Annotated in this window: 16 protein-coding genes; 6 read left to right on the forward strand and 10 right to left on the reverse strand. The window is 38.1% G+C overall.

The window, feature by feature from the left end; all coding sequences use genetic code 11:
• Positions 1 to 47: 47 nt before the first annotated feature.
• Complete coding sequence (locus R1T16_RS02725; protein ID WP_317499523.1) at positions 48 to 614, forward strand: DUF4256 domain-containing protein; 567 nt, start codon at positions 48 to 50, stop codon at positions 612 to 614.
• Between the two features lie 121 nt (positions 615 to 735).
• On the forward strand, positions 736 to 1,425 hold the full coding sequence (locus R1T16_RS02730) for a DUF1345 domain-containing protein (protein WP_317499524.1): 690 nt from the start codon (positions 736 to 738) through the stop codon (positions 1,423 to 1,425).
• A gap of 3 nt (positions 1,426 to 1,428) precedes the next feature.
• On the opposite strand, the gene R1T16_RS02735 is transcribed toward R1T16_RS02730, so the two are convergent.
• Complete coding sequence (locus R1T16_RS02735) at positions 1,429 to 2,301, reverse strand: DUF808 domain-containing protein (RefSeq protein ID WP_317499525.1); 873 nt, start codon at positions 2,299 to 2,301, stop codon at positions 1,429 to 1,431.
• A gap of 96 nt (positions 2,302 to 2,397) precedes the next feature.
• Positions 2,398 to 2,499 (reverse strand): hypothetical protein, encoded by a 102-nt coding sequence (locus tag R1T16_RS18385; protein ID WP_411162011.1) that lies wholly within the window; start codon positions 2,497 to 2,499, stop codon positions 2,398 to 2,400.
• Between the two features lie 490 nt (positions 2,500 to 2,989).
• On the opposite strand from R1T16_RS18385, the gene R1T16_RS02740 reads away from it, so the two are divergent.
• On the forward strand, positions 2,990 to 4,102 hold the full coding sequence (locus tag R1T16_RS02740) for an AI-2E family transporter (protein WP_317499526.1): 1,113 nt from the start codon (positions 2,990 to 2,992) through the stop codon (positions 4,100 to 4,102).
• Here R1T16_RS02740 and R1T16_RS02745 read toward each other — a convergent pair.
• The 5 genes from R1T16_RS02745 to holA form a co-directional block, all read right to left on the reverse strand.
• Positions 4,099 to 4,500: a hypothetical protein gene (locus tag R1T16_RS02745; protein ID WP_317499527.1), complete on the reverse strand. Its 402-nt coding sequence runs from the start codon at positions 4,498 to 4,500 to the stop codon at positions 4,099 to 4,101. The genes R1T16_RS02740 and R1T16_RS02745 overlap by 4 nt on opposite strands.
• A gap of 103 nt (positions 4,501 to 4,603) precedes the next feature.
• Complete coding sequence (locus R1T16_RS02750; protein WP_317499528.1) at positions 4,604 to 5,494, reverse strand: sulfite exporter TauE/SafE family protein; 891 nt, start codon at positions 5,492 to 5,494, stop codon at positions 4,604 to 4,606.
• Positions 5,495 to 5,662: 168 nt separating this feature from the next.
• On the reverse strand, positions 5,663 to 7,357 hold the full coding sequence (gene ettA / locus R1T16_RS02755; protein ID WP_317499529.1) for an energy-dependent translational throttle protein EttA: 1,695 nt from the start codon (positions 7,355 to 7,357) through the stop codon (positions 5,663 to 5,665).
• Positions 7,358 to 7,393: 36 nt separating this feature from the next.
• The gene (locus R1T16_RS02760; RefSeq protein ID WP_317499530.1) at positions 7,394 to 7,570 is read right to left on the reverse strand and encodes a CAL67264 family membrane protein; all 177 of its coding nucleotides are present in this window, start codon (positions 7,568 to 7,570) and stop codon (positions 7,394 to 7,396) included.
• A 49-nt stretch (positions 7,571 to 7,619) separates the two neighbouring features.
• Positions 7,620 to 8,624 carry a DNA polymerase III subunit delta gene (holA, locus tag R1T16_RS02765; RefSeq protein ID WP_317499531.1) on the reverse strand — a complete coding sequence of 335 codons (1,005 nt, stop codon included), beginning with the start codon at positions 8,622 to 8,624 and terminating at the stop codon, positions 7,620 to 7,622.
• 189 nt (positions 8,625 to 8,813) lie between these two features.
• Between holA and R1T16_RS02770 the strand changes: the two genes are divergently transcribed.
• The 3 genes from R1T16_RS02770 to R1T16_RS02780 all read left to right on the forward strand — a co-directional run bounded on the left by R1T16_RS02770 (position 8,814) and on the right by R1T16_RS02780 (position 11,170).
• On the forward strand, positions 8,814 to 9,266 hold the full coding sequence (locus R1T16_RS02770; RefSeq protein ID WP_317499532.1) for a type I restriction enzyme HsdR N-terminal domain-containing protein: 453 nt from the start codon (positions 8,814 to 8,816) through the stop codon (positions 9,264 to 9,266).
• Positions 9,263 to 10,270: a glycosyltransferase family 2 protein gene (locus R1T16_RS02775; RefSeq protein WP_317499533.1), complete on the forward strand. Its 1,008-nt coding sequence runs from the start codon at positions 9,263 to 9,265 to the stop codon at positions 10,268 to 10,270. Before R1T16_RS02770 ends, R1T16_RS02775 begins: the two co-directional genes overlap by 4 nt.
• Before the next feature lie 63 nt (positions 10,271 to 10,333).
• On the forward strand, positions 10,334 to 11,170 hold the full coding sequence (locus R1T16_RS02780; protein ID WP_317499534.1) for an OmpA family protein: 837 nt from the start codon (positions 10,334 to 10,336) through the stop codon (positions 11,168 to 11,170).
• Between the two features lie 107 nt (positions 11,171 to 11,277).
• Here the strand turns inward: R1T16_RS02780 and R1T16_RS02785 are convergent, their stop codons facing one another.
• From R1T16_RS02785 to R1T16_RS02795, 3 genes are all read right to left on the reverse strand, one after another.
• The gene (locus R1T16_RS02785) at positions 11,278 to 13,926 is read right to left on the reverse strand and encodes a DNA gyrase/topoisomerase IV subunit A (RefSeq protein ID WP_317499535.1); all 2,649 of its coding nucleotides are present in this window, start codon (positions 13,924 to 13,926) and stop codon (positions 11,278 to 11,280) included.
• A 91-nt stretch (positions 13,927 to 14,017) separates the two neighbouring features.
• Positions 14,018 to 15,868: a DNA topoisomerase IV subunit B gene (locus R1T16_RS02790; RefSeq protein WP_317499536.1), complete on the reverse strand. Its 1,851-nt coding sequence runs from the start codon at positions 15,866 to 15,868 to the stop codon at positions 14,018 to 14,020.
• A gap of 125 nt (positions 15,869 to 15,993) precedes the next feature.
• On the reverse strand, positions 15,994 to 16,977 hold the full coding sequence (locus R1T16_RS02795) for a transglutaminase domain-containing protein (protein WP_317499537.1): 984 nt from the start codon (positions 16,975 to 16,977) through the stop codon (positions 15,994 to 15,996).
• Positions 16,978 to 17,082: the final 105 nt, after the last annotated feature.

The raw sequence follows: 17,082 nt of genomic DNA on the forward strand, positions 1-17,082 counted from the left end.
ATTTTTAATCCCCTTACATAATTTAACCTATCAAAATATTTTTTACGATGAGTACCGAAAAAAATAAGCTTGCAACCGAACAACGTACAGAGTTGCTCGAAAAACTTCATAAACGTTTTATTAGTAACATGAATCGCCATAAAGATATTGACTGGGATAAAGTATTGATCAAAATGGAGACACGTGCACAAAAGCTATGGTCATTAGACAAAATGGAAATGACTGGCGGCGAACCGGATGTTATAAAATATGATAGTAAAACAGATGAATATATATTTTATGACTGTTCTCCTGAAACTCCTAAAGGTCGTAGAAGCATATGTTATGACAGGGAAGCATTAGACTCAAGAAAACAATATAAACCTGAGAACAGTGCGGTAGATCTCGCAGCAGAAATGGGTATCGAAATACTGAATGAATCACAATACAAAGAGTTGCAATTATTAGGTAATTTTGATACTAAAACCTCAAGTTGGATAAAGACCCCTTCAGAAATAAGAAAATTAGGAGGCGCATTGTTTTGCGACAAACGTTATGATACCGTATTTACATATCACAATGGCGCAGATTCTTATTATGCAGCCAGAGGATTTAGAGGATCAATAAGAGTGTAAATGCAATCCTTACATTAACCTTAGATTATTATTTTTACAAGATAGATATCAATAAATTTATACGATTACTTTTTGCTTAGAACTATACTTAACAATTATCGCAATATCTTCTTCAAAAATAATGGCTACAAACAAAAATGCAAAATTACCCCTGTGGGTATCAAAAACAAGTGGGTACCAAAAACTTGTCGTTTCACTATTATTGGCTGCAATCGCCTACCCTTTTTTATATTTGTCTGAAATCGATTCGAGCTTAAGATTTATAATCTGTTGGGATATTTTTGCAGTTGCAATGATAACTATGAGCTGGCTGTTATTTTTTTATACCAATGCACAACAACAGCGCCAAATAGTAATAAAACAAGACGAAGATATAAGGGTAATATTTACCATAGTACTTAGTTCGGTATGTATAAGTTTAGCAGGAGCCATACTTCTGCTCATAAACACAAAGGAGTCTCCATTTGACAATGACCTTAGGACAATAGTAACTATTTTAGCAGTTACCACGTCATGGATACTTTTACATACCATATTCACCATACGGTATGCTCACTTATATCATAATAATCAAACCGAAAAAAAAGCAGATGAAGGCGGCGGTCTTGACTTTCCTAACTCTGAACTTCCCGATTATATAGATTTTGCTTATTTTTCTTTTGTAATAGGCATGACATTCCAGGTATCAGATGTTACAATATCATCTAAGACAATAAGACGTTATGCATTGCTTCACAGTCTCATATCGTTTGTTTTTAACACTATAATTGTAGCGCTAACAGTAAATATTATTGCCGGAATCATTAAATAGGTATTAATGCCCTTTTCCTGCAGAGAATATCTTTTTACCACCGGTCGTGATCGCCACAGCAATAATTCCCGCTATTAAACCTGCGCTAAATTCTTTAATGATTGAAGGAAGATCTGGATATATATGGTGGAGGTAGTCTATGTTATGGACAAAGATTCCTCCTGACACTAAAATTAACGCAATTGTACCAACAACTGCTAAAATCCTAATTACTATAGGGAGTGACTTAACTAGTACTGCTCCCACTTTTGATAAAAAACCTTTGTTTTGCGAATGCTTAATAAGTTTGTATCCGGCGTCGTCCATCCTTACGATAAGCGCTACAATACCATACACTCCAACTGTAGCTAAAATTGCCACGATAGAAACTGTAAGTATCTGTATATATAAACTCTTATCTAAAACGGTACCTAAGGCAATAATTACAATCTCTATAGAAAGAATAAAATCTGTTGTTATGGCAGACTTTACTTTCTTCTTTTCAGCTACAGCTGCATCTTCTTCTACATCCTCCTCTATAACTTCTTCGCCTGTTTTTGACGAGTGGAAAAAATATTCGACAATTTTTTCTACTCCCTCATAGGCAAGATACACACCTCCAAGAACAAGAATTACTTTTATAGCGACCGGAAAGAAAACATTAAGCAAAAGTGCAATAGGAACTATTATAAGTTTGTTTAAGAAAGAACCTTTAGTAATAGCCCACAATACAGGCAATTCACGCGAAGACATAAAACCGGTAGCTTTTTCAGCGTTTACTGCCAAATCATCACCTAAAATTCCCGCAGTTTTTTGGGTCGCAACTTTACTTGCCACTGCTACATCATCCATTAAGGAAGCCAAATCATCTAAAATTGCAAAAAATCCTGATGCCATTTTTTATTTATAGTTTAAGCAAACAAAAATATAAATTTAATCCGACAGGCAGAAGCTTCTAATTGCCAAAAATCTATTAATTTGTTGCACAAACGCTTATGTTTCCGATGAATTACTTTTTTCAATTTCCATTGGTGTCATTCCAAAATATTTCTGAAAATTGCCTCCAAAATTGGTCTGCGATTTATAGCCCACCATTTCAGCTATCTCATAATACTTTTGCTTTCAAAAAAACATGACTTTATAAATAAAGAATATGCAGCGGGTTATGCCTTAAGTAAATGCCCTTACGACAAGTAGGATAAAAATAACAATAGTACGTTTATTTCGAAGTGGATGTTGAAATATCCGGGTGCAGAGCACGGAGACATTTTTATGATAAAAAAGGGTATGTATATATTACGTGTTTCACACACACTTCTCTGAAACAGAAGTGTCACCCACAAAATCGGCAATCATACCAACTTCTTTAGAAAAGATAAAATGGCTATAAAGAAAAACTAATTTATACTACGGTTAATTAAATAGAGAGCGTTTTAAGTTAATTACAGACAGGGATTCAATTATTAAGCCCTGTCTTTTTTATATTGTTAAATAAAATTATATAACAATTAAAGTGCAATACTATAACTACCCAACCAAATTTGGGAGTACCTTTATTCTTAAGCTCAAACTTATACTGTATATAATGAAACAAACACTACAATTTCCTTTTTACGCAAAATTTGCATTCATTCTCCTGATATTAATATTGATCACAATAATCTATTTTTATGGCCAGAGTGTTATATCACCACTATTGTTGTCACTTTTATTTGCAATCCTTTTGCGCCCGGTGTCTGGCTTTTTAAATATAAAACTTCGCATTCCGCATACCCTTGCGTGTGTAATAACAGTATTGTTATTTGTAGTGTTTTTTGGGATAATCCTTTATTTTATTTCAACCCAGCTTGCAGTGATGGCTAACGACTGGGACAAAATAAAATCTAACCTGGCACAGCATTATAAAAATATTCAGCTGTACATAAACGATACGCTTAACATCAGCAAAACTGAACAGGACGAAATGGTCAGTAAAGCTACAAGTGGCTCTATGGACACCGGAAAACAGCTACTAGGTACAACACTTATTTCGTTTAGCGATTCTATGATGTCTTTGATAACCATCCCAATATACACATTCTTAATATTACTTTACAGGACTCACTTTGTTTCCTTTTTGTGCCAATTAGTGAAAGATAAATACCATGCTACCCTACAAGATATTCTTAAAACGGTAAAAACGTCTGTACAGAGTTATATAATTGGATTACTTTTTGAGTTTGTAATCGTATCTGTATTGACCTCAATTGGGCTTATGATTCTTGGATTAAAATACGCCATATTGCTTGGTGTAATTACAGGTCTTCTAAACCTTATCCCTTATATAGGTATTGTTATTGCGGGCGTTTTAACTGTAATAGCATCGCTTACAGGTACTAGCGACCTTTCTATCATTCTAGGAATTCTTATCGTAAATGTAGTTGTACAGCTTATTGATAATAACATTCTTGTGCCTATGGTTGTTAGTTCTAAAGTAGAAATTAATTCCATTGCCTCCATTGTCGGGATTATTATTTTCGGGATGATCGCAGGAATATCCGGGATGTTTTTGGCAATTCCGATTATGGCTATCGCTAAAGTGATTTTTGACCGGGTAGATTCATTAAAACCGTGGGGATATCTGTTAGGAGACGATCTTCCAAAAAACTTTTCATGGAAAAAAGGAAAAAGACTAAGGGCAGTACAAAAACCGGATTAAAGATTTTTGTTGGTGTCTTTTTCAACTTCATGTTCCAGTACCTGTATTTCTGTCTTTTCTTTTTTTATAGCCTGTCTCAATAATGCAAACAGGCTCATGTAAACATTAGCCATAAACACAAGTGCAAAGCCTGCAATGAGGTAACCTCTCCAACCGGTTAATAACAGCTGATAGTTTGTAACAATTAAAAAAAAGACGGTTACATAATGGCTGAAACAATATTCGCAGGTAAACAGGTAGAAGAACTTTCGTCTCAGTACAGTCTTACTGTGTTTGCTTTGTCCAACACAGTATTCCCGCGGTTCCCGAAAAACTTCTTCGTGCGTAACTGTCCATGCCACACAGGCTATAGGCAGCGCTAATATAAAAAGCCAGTAAATATGATCTGATAATAACATAAGCTGATAATTAATGAGCCTTAATATCTCCTACTAAACTAAATCTAAATAAACAGTATTAAAACATATTTAATCTTTTTTTAGCTAAGATATTTTGTATATCCTAAATCAAAAACTTTGCTATACTATAAACAGATGTAAGTATTATAACGCACCCGACTAATATCATTAACAACTTTTTATTTGCCTTTGTAGCAAAGTATGCGCCCATTGGCGCAGCTACTGCCCCACCTGCAACAAGCCCCAAGATTACCTGCCAATGTGTAACTCCAAGAAAAAATATAAAAGTAATAGTAGAAAAAAAAGTGATGAAAAATTCTGCTGTATTTACTGTTCCGATAGTTTTTGCTGGATTATAACCTTTACTCAACAGGTTTGAAGTCACAATTGGCCCCCATCCGCCGCCGCCTATAGCGTCCAGAAATCCCCCTGCAAAGGCAAGTGCAGGAACTTTTTTATCAACTTTCGGCTGTTCTTCCTTATTTTTTATTCCTTTGTAGATAACATAAATTCCCATAATAAGTAAATAAGCAGACACATAAGGTTTTATAGTATCTCCATCAAAAAGTCCGGAAATCAGATAACTACCGGCTACTGCGCCTACAACCCCAGTAATAACTAATTGAAAAAACAGTTTCTTATCAATATTTTTTAATTTTATATGAGATAGTCCTGAAATACCTGTAGTAAATACTTCTGAGGTATGCACGCTCGCAGAAGCCACAGCGGCCGGTATTCCGAAAGTGAGCAGTAATGTCGAACAAATTATGCCATAAGCCATTCCTAAAGCTCCGTCTATCATCTGTGCTAGGAAGCCAACAACAAGGAAAATGTAAAAAGATTCGTCAAATGTAAACTCCTTGCTTGTAAATTGCGTTATGAGTAGATAAGCAAAATAGAATAATATCAGGACTTTGAAAGATAGTATGCTCAAACCTATTTGCCTAAACGTTACCTTATTAGATATTTCTTTTAATTTTATTGATAATTCCATAGATGGGCCATTTGAATAAGTAATACTGGCTGACCAAATATAAAAATATTTAACTTAATAATCTACTAATTCTGTAGACTATTAAGTTTTGAGAAATTAGACCTAATAATTAAGTAATAATAGCATAAATAAAAAAAGCTGCCCGGTTCAGGACAGCTTTCTGAATCATTAGCCTCTTATAAGCTTTCTGTATTTTATTCGCTTAGGGGTTAAGTCACCGCCAAGGCGTTTCTTCCTGTTCTCTTCATATTCCGAGAAGCTTCCTTCAAAGAAATAAACTTCAGAGTTGCCTTCAAATGCAAGGATGTGAGTACATACCCTGTCAAGGAACCACCTGTCGTGGGAAATTACCACGGCACAGCCCGCAAAGTTTTCAAGACCCTCTTCAAGCGCACGAAGTGTATTGATATCAAGGTCATTAGTAGGCTCATCCAGTAGTAAAACGTTACCTTCTTCTTTTAGGGTTATCGCTAAGTGAAGCCTGTTACGCTCACCACCTGAAAGTGTAGCTACCTTTTTATTTTGGTCGCTGCCACTAAAGTTAAATCGGCTTAAATAAGCTCTTGAATTAACCTGTCTTCCACCCATCATAATAAGCTCCTGTCCATCACAGAAGTTTTCCCAAATTGTTTTTTCTGGATTGATGTTAGAATGCGCCTGGTCTACATAAGCGATCTTTACTGTTTCACCAACTTTAAATTCACCGGCATCAGGAGTTTCCTGACCCATGATCATCTTAAAGATAGTCGTTTTACCGGCACCATTGGGACCTATAATACCTACGATACCCGCTTGCGGAAGCGTAAAGTTAAGATTATCGTATAATAATTTATCACCATATCCCTTAGCGACACCTGTAGCCTCAATAACATTTGTACCAAGCCTTGGTCCGTTAGGGATATAAATCTCAAGTTTTTCGTCAAGTTCTTTCTGGTCTTCGTTCAATAACCTGTCATAGTTTTGAAGACGCGCTTTTTGTTTTGTCTGACGGCCTTTTGCACCTTGTCTTACCCAGTCAAGCTCACGCTCAAGGGTTTTTCTGCGTTTAGATGCTGTTTTCTCTTCCTGCTCAAGGCGTTTAGATTTCTGGTCAAGCCATGAAGAATAGTTTCCTTTCCAAGGGATACCTTCCCCCCTGTCAAGTTCTAGTATCCATCCTGCAACGTTATCAAGAAAGTAACGATCGTGTGTTACAGCGATAACCGTACCTGCATAATGCTGCAGGTGCTGCTCTAACCACAGTACACTTTCTGCATCAAGGTGGTTGGTAGGCTCATCCAGTAGTAGCACATCAGGTTGTTGTAAAAGAAGACGGCACAATGCGACGCGCCTTTTTTCACCGCCTGAAAGTACTTTAATAGGAGTATCAGGCTCAGGAGTACGAAGCGCATCCATCGCTATTTCAAGCTTGGTATCAAGCTCCCATGCTCCTGATGCATCGATTTTATCCTGAAGCTCAGCCTGACGATCCATAAGCTTCTGCATTTTATCTGCATCTTCATATACCTCAGGATCTCCAAAGCTGTCATTTATCTTGTTGAATTCGTCAAGTATTGCCACAGTTTCTGCAACTCCCTCGCGAACTATTTCAATAACTGTTTTATTTTCGTCAAGTTGTGGTTCCTGCTCAAGGTAACCTACAGTATATCCCGGTGAAAAAACTACATCACCCTGATAGTTCTTGTCTACTCCGGCAATAATTTTTAAAAGCGATGATTTACCCGATCCATTAAGACCAAGGATACCAATTTTAGCTCCGTAAAAAAAGCTAAGGTAAATATCTTTAAGTACAGGCTTTTGTGCGCCCGGAAAAGTCTTGCTTAAGCGGGACATCGAAAATATTACTTTCTTATCGTCTGACATATATATGTTTATTGTTGTTTTTTGTTATTCTTAAAACTAAACTCTCCCTTTAAGAGAGCTGAATACCCATGCAATGGCAAAAAAGCCAATGCCTACTGCAGCAAAGCCCCAGCCTGCAATATCATTATATCTAAATGCACCTAAACCAATTAGCAACAGGCCCATAAGTATCATTATAAATGTAGCCCATCCTAAGATAGTATTCTTATTCATTCCCATTTTTCTTTTTCAGATTAGCCTGCAAATATCGTGATTAAAAAGCTTAATTAAAAATCTTTACGAGCATCTCTTTCATAAGGTCAGATTGCGGGATGGCATTTGCCCCCACCCCTTTACTTTTTACATCTACATCCCTCAGCGCGGCTATAACGGCACTTACTTTTTTCATGGGATAATTGCGCAGTGCGATATCATAGTCCTTTACAAAATAAGGGTTTACCTTGAGTACTTTTGCAACGTTTGAAGGGTTTTTATCCTTCAGTCCGTGATATTGCAGCAGTTGTAAAAAAAATCCGAATACAAGTCCGGTAGTCATTACAAGAGGATTGTCTTTTGGATTTTGAGAAAAATAATCGGCTATCTTATAGGCTTTCAGCTGATCACGCTCTCCAATAGCTTTACGCAGTTCAAACACATTGTAATCTTTACTTATACCAATATTTTCCTCAATTACTTTAGGTGTAATTGTACTGCCTTTAGGCAATATAATCATTAGTTTTTCAAGTTCATTGTTTATTTTACTGAGATCAGTACCTAAAAACTCAACCAGCATAGCAGCAGCTTTTGGTTCTATAGCGTAGTTTTTTCCCTGTAATATTCTTTTTATCCAGTCTCCTACCTGGTTCTCGTACATTTTTTTGCTTTCAAAAACGACACCTTTCTTTTCTAAAAGCTTAGTGATTTTTTTGCGCTTGTCCAGTGATTTATATTTATAAGCGAAAACAAGCACTGTTGTAGGCTGCGGATTTTCTGCATAGCTTTCCAGCTTCTCAATACTACGCGATAGCTCCTGTGCTTCCTTAACTATTACCACCTGTCTGTCGGCCATCATAGGGTAACGTTTTGCATTGGAAATAACGTCTTCAATAGACACATCCTTTCCATACAGCACCATTTGGTTAAATCCCTTGTCTTCTTCAGACAGCACATTATTCTCGATATACTCAGTTAAGCGATCGATGTAATAAGGCTCTTCGCCCATAAAAAAATAAATGGGCTTTATGTTGCCCTGTTTTATTTCGTTAACTATTCGTACTACTTCGTCCACTTGTTATATTTTGAGAATCCAAAAATAACACATTCCTTACTATAAAAGAAAAAGCCCCTCTTAAAAAGAAGTTCTGTTACAAACAAAATTATAATGCTTGATTAGGATTGAAGATAGCTATACTTACTATGTATGCACACTAATTCAATTTTGCTTTAAGCTTATGCTTTTAATTTGTTACTTTGCCCTATGCAGCAGCTGAATTTTAAAGACTATACTTTCAGGTTTAAAAATACAGATAACAAAATTTCTGTATTTGATGAAATTCGCCGGAAATTTATAATCCTTACTCCCGAAGAATGGGTAAGGCAGCATGTAGTGCGCTATCTTTTAGAGGAAAAACAATACCCAAAGTCATATATAAACGTTGAAAAAATTATTAAAATAAATGGTTTAACCAAGCGTTATGATATAGTTGTTTTTCAGCCGGATGGTTCTATATTTCTACTGGTAGAGTGCAAAGCTCCCGCGATAACAATATCCCAAAACACTTTTGACCAGATCGCGCGTTATAATATGACGTTAAACGCAGGCCATTTAATGGTGACAAACGGCCTAAATCATTATTTTTGCCAGATGGATTACGAACAGGAAAAATATTTTTTCCTTCAGGATCTGCCTGATTTTATACCAACCTTATGAAAGATATAGCCGTAGTAATTTTAAACTGGAACGGAAAAGGGCTGCTTGAACAGTTTCTTCCTTCTGTTGTTGAGCATTCACCCGAAGCTGCGATTTACGTAGCAGACAATGCTTCTACAGATGACTCTGTTTCATTTGTGAAAACAAATTATCCTGAAATAAAAATCATCCAAAACAAGGGTAATTTTGGATACGCAAAGGGCTATAACGAGGCTTTAGCAGAAGTTGAGGAAGAAATATATGCTCTTGTAAACTCTGATGTGGAAGTGACCAAACATTGGCTTGCACCCGTGCTGGCTTTGTTTGAAGAAGATAGCGAAACAGGTATAATCCAGCCAAAGATATTAGACTATAAGAATAAAACTCATTTTGAATACGCCGGTGCTGCAGGCGGCTTTATTGATAAATACGGTTTTCCATTTTGTCGCGGCCGTATCTTTGATACCATAGAAGAAGATATAGGACAGTATGATGACAATACGCAAATACTCTGGGCATCGGGCGCGTGTTTCTTTATCCGTAAGAAAGTGTTCAGAGAGCTTCGCGGTTTTGACCCGGACTTTTTTGCACACCAGGAAGAGATAGATCTATGCTGGCGTGCCTTCAATAAAAATTATAATGCCCGTTTCTGCTATCAGTCGGTAATTTATCACGTGGGCGGAGCGACACTTACTACAGGCAGTTCGAAGAAAACATTCCTCAACTTTAGGAACTCCTTATGGATGATGACAAAGAATCTTCCTACAGCAAAATTGTTCCCGGTACTGTTTATAAGGCTGTCACAGGATGGTCTCGCAGGTATCCGATTTGCAACAAAAGGTCAATTTGGGCATTTATGGGCTGTCTTATCTTCTCACTTTTATTTTTATTTAAAAATTTTTCACTTCTTAAACAAAAGAGAATCAAAGCAGTATACCAATTACTACAAAACTAACAGTATAGTGCATTTGTATTTTGTAACAAAAGGCAAGATATTTGATAAAAATTTTAACAATAGTTTATAGACAAAAAACGTTACTATTTTTTATTAATACTTAATTTTGTTAGACATTTTAAATTTGAATTTTATGAAAAGAGCCATTCTAGTACTTACCTTAGCAGCTATGACGCTGACTTCTTGCGGGTCTAAGAAAAAGATCGCCGAGCTGGAAGCTAAAAACAAAGAGATCCAGGATTTGCTAAATAGTGCTACTATTAAGCTTAATACATGTCTTGCAGAAAGAGATGCAATGGGCCGTAATCTGGACGATTTGAGAAAAACTAATACTGACCTTATCAATACTAAGGACAACCTTACAACACTTTCTTCTAAAGGTGCAGCCACAATTGAAAAATCTCTTGAGAGCCTTAAAGAAAAAGACCTTAAAATTTCAAGGCTTCAGGACGCACTTACACGTAAAGACTCTGTTACGCTTGCACTTGTTACAAGCATCAAAAGAGCAGTTGGCGTAAACGATCCGGATATTGAAGTGAACGTTGAAAAAGGTGTTGTTTACATCTCTATCGCAGATAAATTACTATTCAAAAGCGGTAGCTACCAGGTAAGCGACAGGGCTAAAGAAATATTAGGCAAAGTTGCCAAAATCGTTCAGGACAAACCAGACTTCGAATGTATGGTTGAAGGACACACTGATAATGTGCCAATCAAAAACCCTGTACTTCAGGACAACTGGGATCTTAGTACTAAACGTGCAACTTCTATCGTAAGAATGCTTCAGAATGATTTTGGTATTGACCCAAAACGTTTAGTAGCCTCAGGACGTGGTGAATACCAGCCTTTAACATCTAACGATACTGCAGAAGGAAGAGCTACAAACAGAAGAACAAGAATACTTGTACTTCCTAAAATTGACCAGTTCTATGACATGATCGAAAAAGAAATGAAAAACCAGACCGGTAAATAATTTCATTGCTTTAGATAGATACAAAACAGGCTCCGATTGGAGCCTGTTTTTTTATATACTAATCAATCATAAAAAAAGCTTCCTGATTCAGGAAGCTTTTGTTTTTACTAATCTAAGGACAACGTTATCTGTCCGTCATCTTCAAGTGTTACTGGACCTTCATCAATATCCTCTCCCGATGGTTCAGCATCTTCAGGAACCTCTTCCACAGGAGGGTCATACGGCAGTGGTTCAAGTAAGCTTATTTGTTTTACCTTATCAGCAGTAAGCTGATTACCCAAAGCCTTTATACCCTTTACGGCAATAAAGCTCTCTATATCTACAACCTGATTTTCTTTCTGCACGCCTTTTACTTTAGTAAATATTACTTCTGCTACGGGGCGATACTCTGTGGACACTATCTCAAGCTGCGATTTTGGGTGCTCAGTAATGAATACCTCTTCTTTATTCTCGTTTTCAACAAGGAAACGTTTCAAATAGTAACGCTCTTTCTCACCATCAAAGTAAATAGCCGATATAGGCTTATTCTTAACCCATTTTTCCAATACGATCATACCTTCGTCGAAATGCGTGGTGAGCTCAGGAATAATGGTTTTAACCTTACCCGACTGATTTACGATAAGCAGCCTGTCATTTGGCCTGAATTCGCCAAGCAGCTCTCCCCTGCCATCCACATTTAGACGGTGCACGGTGTCATCAAACCAAACCCTTCTCGGCTTAAGCGTAGAAATACCTTTCTCTTTAAGCTCAATTTTTTTGATAGGATATTTAGTAACCGTATTACCTTTAGACGCACGACCTTTTATTGCCATAGCAGCAAAATCAAGATCGAACTTTAGCTTTTTAACACTGCCTACCTGGCGGAGCAGCACGGTGATCACTTCTGCCTCTCCGTTAGGATTATCAGAGAAATACAATACCATAGAGTCTTTGGTGCCCGCAGTAAGATCGTAAGGCTTATCACGGGTTACCCCCGATACGTTAAACCTCTTGATATACGATGGCCCCGACTTACCGTCACGGTAAATCATATTGTATATGGTACGCTTATCGTTTTTATCAAATACAGCAACGTGAATGATATCTTTGCCGACAAATGTTTTCACATCCACTTTAGTAATCATCATGCTTCCATTACGAAGGAATACGATAACATCATCAATATCCGAACAATCGGCAACGTATTCATCCTTTTTAAGGCCAGTACCCACGAAACCTTCTTCACGGTTTACATAAAGTTTAGTATTCCTAAGTACAACCTTAGTCGCTTCAATATTATCAAAACTTCTTAATTCAGTTTTACGCTCACGGCCTTTTCCGTAACGGTCTTTAAGCCCCTGGAAGAAATCGATCGTAAAATCTATAATGTTTGCAAGATGATGTTTTACCTGCTCGATATCACCCTCCAAAGCTTCTATCTTCTCCTGAGCCTTATCAATATCAAACTTAGAAATACGTTTAATTCGGATTTCAGTAAGCCTTACTATGTCATCTTCAGTAACAGCGCGCCTTAGGTGTGTTGTGAACGGCTTTAAGCCTTCATCAATTGCTTTTATAACGCCTTCCCAGGTTTCTTCTTCCTCAATGGCACGGTATATTCTGTTTTCAATAAATATACGCTCCAGCGATTGAAAATGCCATTGTTCTTCTAATTCGTCCAGCTGTATTTCAAGCTCGCGCCTTAAAAGTTCTACTGTTCTAGCAGTAGATATCTTGAGCATGTGTGTTACACCTACAAATAATGGTTTGTGGTCTTCAATTACACAGCCAAGCGGCGCTACCGATGTTTCGCATGCGGTAAAAGCAAACAGGGCATCAATAGTTTTATCAGGAGAAACACCCGCCGGAAGATGTATCAGTATCTCAACATCTGCAGCGGTATTATCCTCAATCTTGCGGATCTTTATCTTGCCTTTTTCATTCGCTTTAAGAATGCTGTCAATTAAAGTCGTTGTATTAGTACTGAATGGTATCTGTGTGATTACCAACGTACTTTTATCCAATTGCGAAATTCTTGCGCGAACCCTTACACGCCCGCCGCGCATACCGTCGTTATAATTAGAAACGTCGGCGATACCAGCAGTAGGAAAATCGGGATAAATGGTAAAAGGTTTATTTTTTAATATTTTGATGGATGCATCAATCAGCTCATTGAAGTTGTGCGGAAGCACCTTTGTAGATAAACCTACAGCGATACCCTCGGCACCCTGTGCCAATAGCAAAGGGAATTTTACCGGAAGATTGATTGGTTCGTTACGTCTACCGTCATACGACGACTGCCACGGTGTGATTTTGGGGCTGTACAACACTTCGAGCGCGAACTTAGAAAGACGCGCCTCAATATAACGCGATGCAGCTGCGCCATCTCCCGTTAGTATGTTACCCCAGTTACCCTGTGTATCGATAAGAAGTTCCTTCTGGCCTATCTGCACCATAGCATCGCCAATACTGGCATCACCGTGCGGGTGGTATTGCATGGTATGCCCTACTACGTTGGCCACCTTATTATAACGCCCATCGTCAAGTTCCTTAAGTGAGTGCATGATCCTGCGCTGAACGGGTTTAAATCCGTCTTCAATAGCGGGAACGGCACGCTCCAGGATAACGTAAGACGCATAGTCCAAAAACCAGTCTTTGTACATACCGGTTACCTTGGTAATAGTATCGCCAGACTCAGGGTCTCCGGTCTTATCATAAAAATGTTGTCCGCCTTCTTCTTTTAAAGGCTCAAAATTTACATCTTCTTCTTCGTCCATGTATTACTTTCCGAATTTTGATATTTGATTTAAATACAACAGACGTAGCAATGCTACGCCTCTACTGCAAACTGTCACTGATAATTAATTACTATTCAACAGCATCAAGTTCTACCTTAAGGTTATTGATGATAAATACCTGCCTGTCAGGTGTATTTTTACCCATGTAGAATTCTAATAAGGTTTCTATTGGGGTCGCCTTATCCATCAAAACAGGATCAAGACGTATGTCCTGCCCTATAAAGTGTTTGAACTCATCTGGCGATATCTCACCTAATCCCTTAAATCGGGTAATCTCCGGTTTGCCTTTCAACTTCTCAATTGCATCCCTGCGCTCTTCATCAGAATAGCAGTATATCGTTTCCTTTTTATTACGTACCCTGAAAAGTGGTGTCTGCAATATGTAAAGGTGATTTTCTTTTATAAGTTCAGGGAAAAACTGCAGGAAGAATGTTATAAGCAGTAGACGGATGTGCATACCATCAACATCGGCATCGGTAGCGATCACGATGTTATTGTAACGCAGGTTTTCCATTTCCTCCTCAATATCAAGTGCAGCCTGCAACAGGTTGAATTCTTCATTTTCGTACACGATCTTTTTGCTCATACCGTACGAGTTCAGTGGCTTACCCCTAAGACTGAAAACCGCCTGGGTATTAACATCCCTCGATTTGGTTATAGAACCTGAAGCCGAGTCACCCTCTGTAATAAACAGCGTACTTTCAAGGCTTCGGGGGTTTTTGGCATCAGTAAGGTGCACGCGGCAGTCACGCAGCTTCTTATTGTGCAGCGAGGCTTTCTTAGCCCTGTCCCTTGCCAGTTTACGGATACCCGAAAGTTCTTTACGCTCACGCTCAGCCTGTAATATCTTTTTAAGCAACAGGTCGGCTACCTCCGGATTACGGTGAAGGTAATTGTCTAGCTTATTTTTAACGAAGTCGTTTACAAACGTACGCACCGACGGCGCTTCGGGGCCCATATCGGTAGAGCCCAGCTTGGTTTTAGTCTGCGATTCAAATACAGGCTCCTCTACCTTTACGCTTATCGCACTAACAATAGACTTACGAATGTCTGACGCTTCAAAGTTCTTATTGTAAAACTCCTTGATCGTCCTAACGATAGCCTCACGGAAAGCACCTAAGTGCGTACCACCCTGTGTAGTATTCTGACCGTTTACGAAAGAATAATATTCTTCGCTATACTGTGTCCTGCTGTGGGTCATGGCTATCTCAATATCCTCATCCTTAAGGTGGATAATAGGATAGATACGATCGTCTTCACTTATAGTTTCAGCAAGAAGGTCTTTAAGTCCGTCTTCGCTAAAATATTTTTCACCGTTGTAAATTATTGTCAGACCTGTATTCAGGTAACAATAATTTTTGAGCATCTTGATAATGTACTCATTACGGTATTTGTAGTTCTTGAATATAGTTTCATCAGCAGTAAAGGTTACCTTAGTTCCCTTACGCTTAGTGGTTTCTACTTGGTCTTCTTCAATAGTAAGTTCTCCTGCAGAGAATTCAGCAGCTTTAAGAACGCCATCCCTAACCGATTCTACACGGAAATAGTTAGACAGCGCATTAACCGCCTTTGTACCGACACCGTTAAGACCAACTGATTTTTTAAATGCCTTAGAATCGTACTTACCACCTGTGTTCATCTTAGACACAACGTCCACGACTTTACCCAATGGAATACCACGACCAAAGTCGCGAACGCTTACGGTTTTATCTCTAAGGGTAACTTCAATGGTTTTACCGGTACCCATAACAAACTCATCAATAGAGTTATCAATAACCTCTTTTATAAGGATATAGATACCGTCATCGGGAGAAGACCCATCACCCAGCTTACCGATGTACATACCCGGACGCATACGGATATGTTCTTTCCAGTCGAGTGAACGGATGTTATCTTCAGTGTACTGATTCTGCTCCAGCATAAAATTTTATGGATTTTCTGCTAATGTAGCATTTCTGTAGAAAAAATGAAAGCCGGATTGCAGAAACTTATCAATAGTTACGCAAAAATCCGGCTTATTTTTAGCCCTGATTATTTAATTTTTAGTTAGGCCTTATTAATCTTGTAAGATGCAACCGATTTTTGATTTATATAAACGGTAAGTGTACCTACAGAACTATTATTTAACGGAATAGCAAAAGCCGTGAGGCCGCCTTTTTGCTGAACTGCAGCCTCCTTAATAATCCTATCCCTGCTAAAGGCATAATGCACCTTGTCTTCAGGTCTTAAATTTTTGACTTTAAACTCAATAAAACCCGATGATGCGGTTTTAAAAGTACCTGCCTGCGGACTTACAAATTCATATCCTTTCATAAGATAATCACCATAATACAACGGCAGGTTAGCAAAATCTTCTTCAGTTTTATTCGTCAGCAGCCATTTTTTATCATCGGGAAAATGGTTCAGGAAAAAAGTATCGGGATCGCTGAAAAAATAGCTGTCATTGAATTTAAAAACGAATTCAGGTTTTGCACCCGTTACTGTCCCAGCCGCAAAAGTGACATCAAGCAGCTTCCATTCGCTGCCTATTTTCACTGCATTCCAGGCATGGTCACTTGCGCCGGGTGCCTTACCAATGTGTGCAGGATGCGACTTAGATGAACCCGGAATAATCTCGCTTTCGAGCCCCAGTTTCTCAGCCACTACAAGAAACAATGTCGAGTAGCCCTGGCACACCCCTTTTTTAGACTTAAGCGTCTTTTGGGCGAGGTCAGTTTTCATGGCTTTTTCTTTGGCTATCTTTTCCTGCTCCGTCCTGAATGAATAAGCCACAGGGCGTTCGTTTACGCCATAAGCGGCATAATCGTATTTTATATTGATCGCTATCCAGGTAAAGGCAGCACGGGCTTTTTCATCGTCACGGGAAAAATCTTTAGCTATTTGTTCGGCTAACTTATCAGGAGATGAAAATGATTTTGGATACGCTTTCACAATATTATCCACTCTTGCATAATCCTGTGCATTTACAGAAAACCCAAGGAACAAAAACAGCAAAAGACAAATATTGAATGTTTTAGTTATGTTTTTCATGTCTTATTCAAGACAAAAAGAGTGCCAAACTAAGTTTCTTAGATACCGAGACGCTTAGGTTCTAAAGGTTCAACCAAGCATCTAAGAAACTAAGTTGCTAAGAAC

The organism is Flavobacterium sp. DG1-102-2 (assembly GCF_033042555.1).
Classification (GTDB): Bacteria; Bacteroidota; Bacteroidia; order Flavobacteriales; family Flavobacteriaceae; genus Flavobacterium.

Excerpts from the sequence above, each read along its gene's own strand:
- R1T16_RS02725 (WP_317499523.1), top strand. The coding sequence starts at position 48 with ATGAGTACCGAAAAAAATAAGCTTGCAACCGAACAACGTACAGAGTTG.
- R1T16_RS02730 (WP_317499524.1), top strand. The coding sequence starts at position 736 with ATGGCTACAAACAAAAATGCAAAATTACCCCTGTGGGTATCAAAAACA.
- R1T16_RS02735 (WP_317499525.1), bottom strand. The coding sequence starts at position 2,301 with ATGGCATCAGGATTTTTTGCAATTTTAGATGATTTGGCTTCCTTAATG.
- R1T16_RS18385 (WP_411162011.1), bottom strand. The coding sequence starts at position 2,499 with ATGGTGGGCTATAAATCGCAGACCAATTTTGGAGGCAATTTTCAGAAA.
- R1T16_RS02740 (WP_317499526.1), top strand. The coding sequence starts at position 2,990 with ATGAAACAAACACTACAATTTCCTTTTTACGCAAAATTTGCATTCATT.
- R1T16_RS02745 (WP_317499527.1), bottom strand. The coding sequence starts at position 4,500 with ATGTTATTATCAGATCATATTTACTGGCTTTTTATATTAGCGCTGCCT.
- R1T16_RS02750 (WP_317499528.1), bottom strand. The coding sequence starts at position 5,494 with ATGGAATTATCAATAAAATTAAAAGAAATATCTAATAAGGTAACGTTT.
- ettA (WP_317499529.1), bottom strand. The coding sequence starts at position 7,357 with ATGTCAGACGATAAGAAAGTAATATTTTCGATGTCCCGCTTAAGCAAG.
- R1T16_RS02760 (WP_317499530.1), bottom strand. The coding sequence starts at position 7,570 with ATGAATAAGAATACTATCTTAGGATGGGCTACATTTATAATGATACTT.
- R1T16_RS02770 (WP_317499532.1), top strand. The coding sequence starts at position 8,814 with ATGCAGCAGCTGAATTTTAAAGACTATACTTTCAGGTTTAAAAATACA.
- R1T16_RS02775 (WP_317499533.1), top strand. The coding sequence starts at position 9,263 with ATGAAAGATATAGCCGTAGTAATTTTAAACTGGAACGGAAAAGGGCTG.
- R1T16_RS02780 (WP_317499534.1), top strand. The coding sequence starts at position 10,334 with ATGAAAAGAGCCATTCTAGTACTTACCTTAGCAGCTATGACGCTGACT.
- R1T16_RS02785 (WP_317499535.1), bottom strand. The coding sequence starts at position 13,926 with ATGGACGAAGAAGAAGATGTAAATTTTGAGCCTTTAAAAGAAGAAGGC.
- R1T16_RS02790 (WP_317499536.1), bottom strand. The coding sequence starts at position 15,868 with ATGCTGGAGCAGAATCAGTACACTGAAGATAACATCCGTTCACTCGAC.
- R1T16_RS02795 (WP_317499537.1), bottom strand. The coding sequence starts at position 16,977 with ATGAAAAACATAACTAAAACATTCAATATTTGTCTTTTGCTGTTTTTG.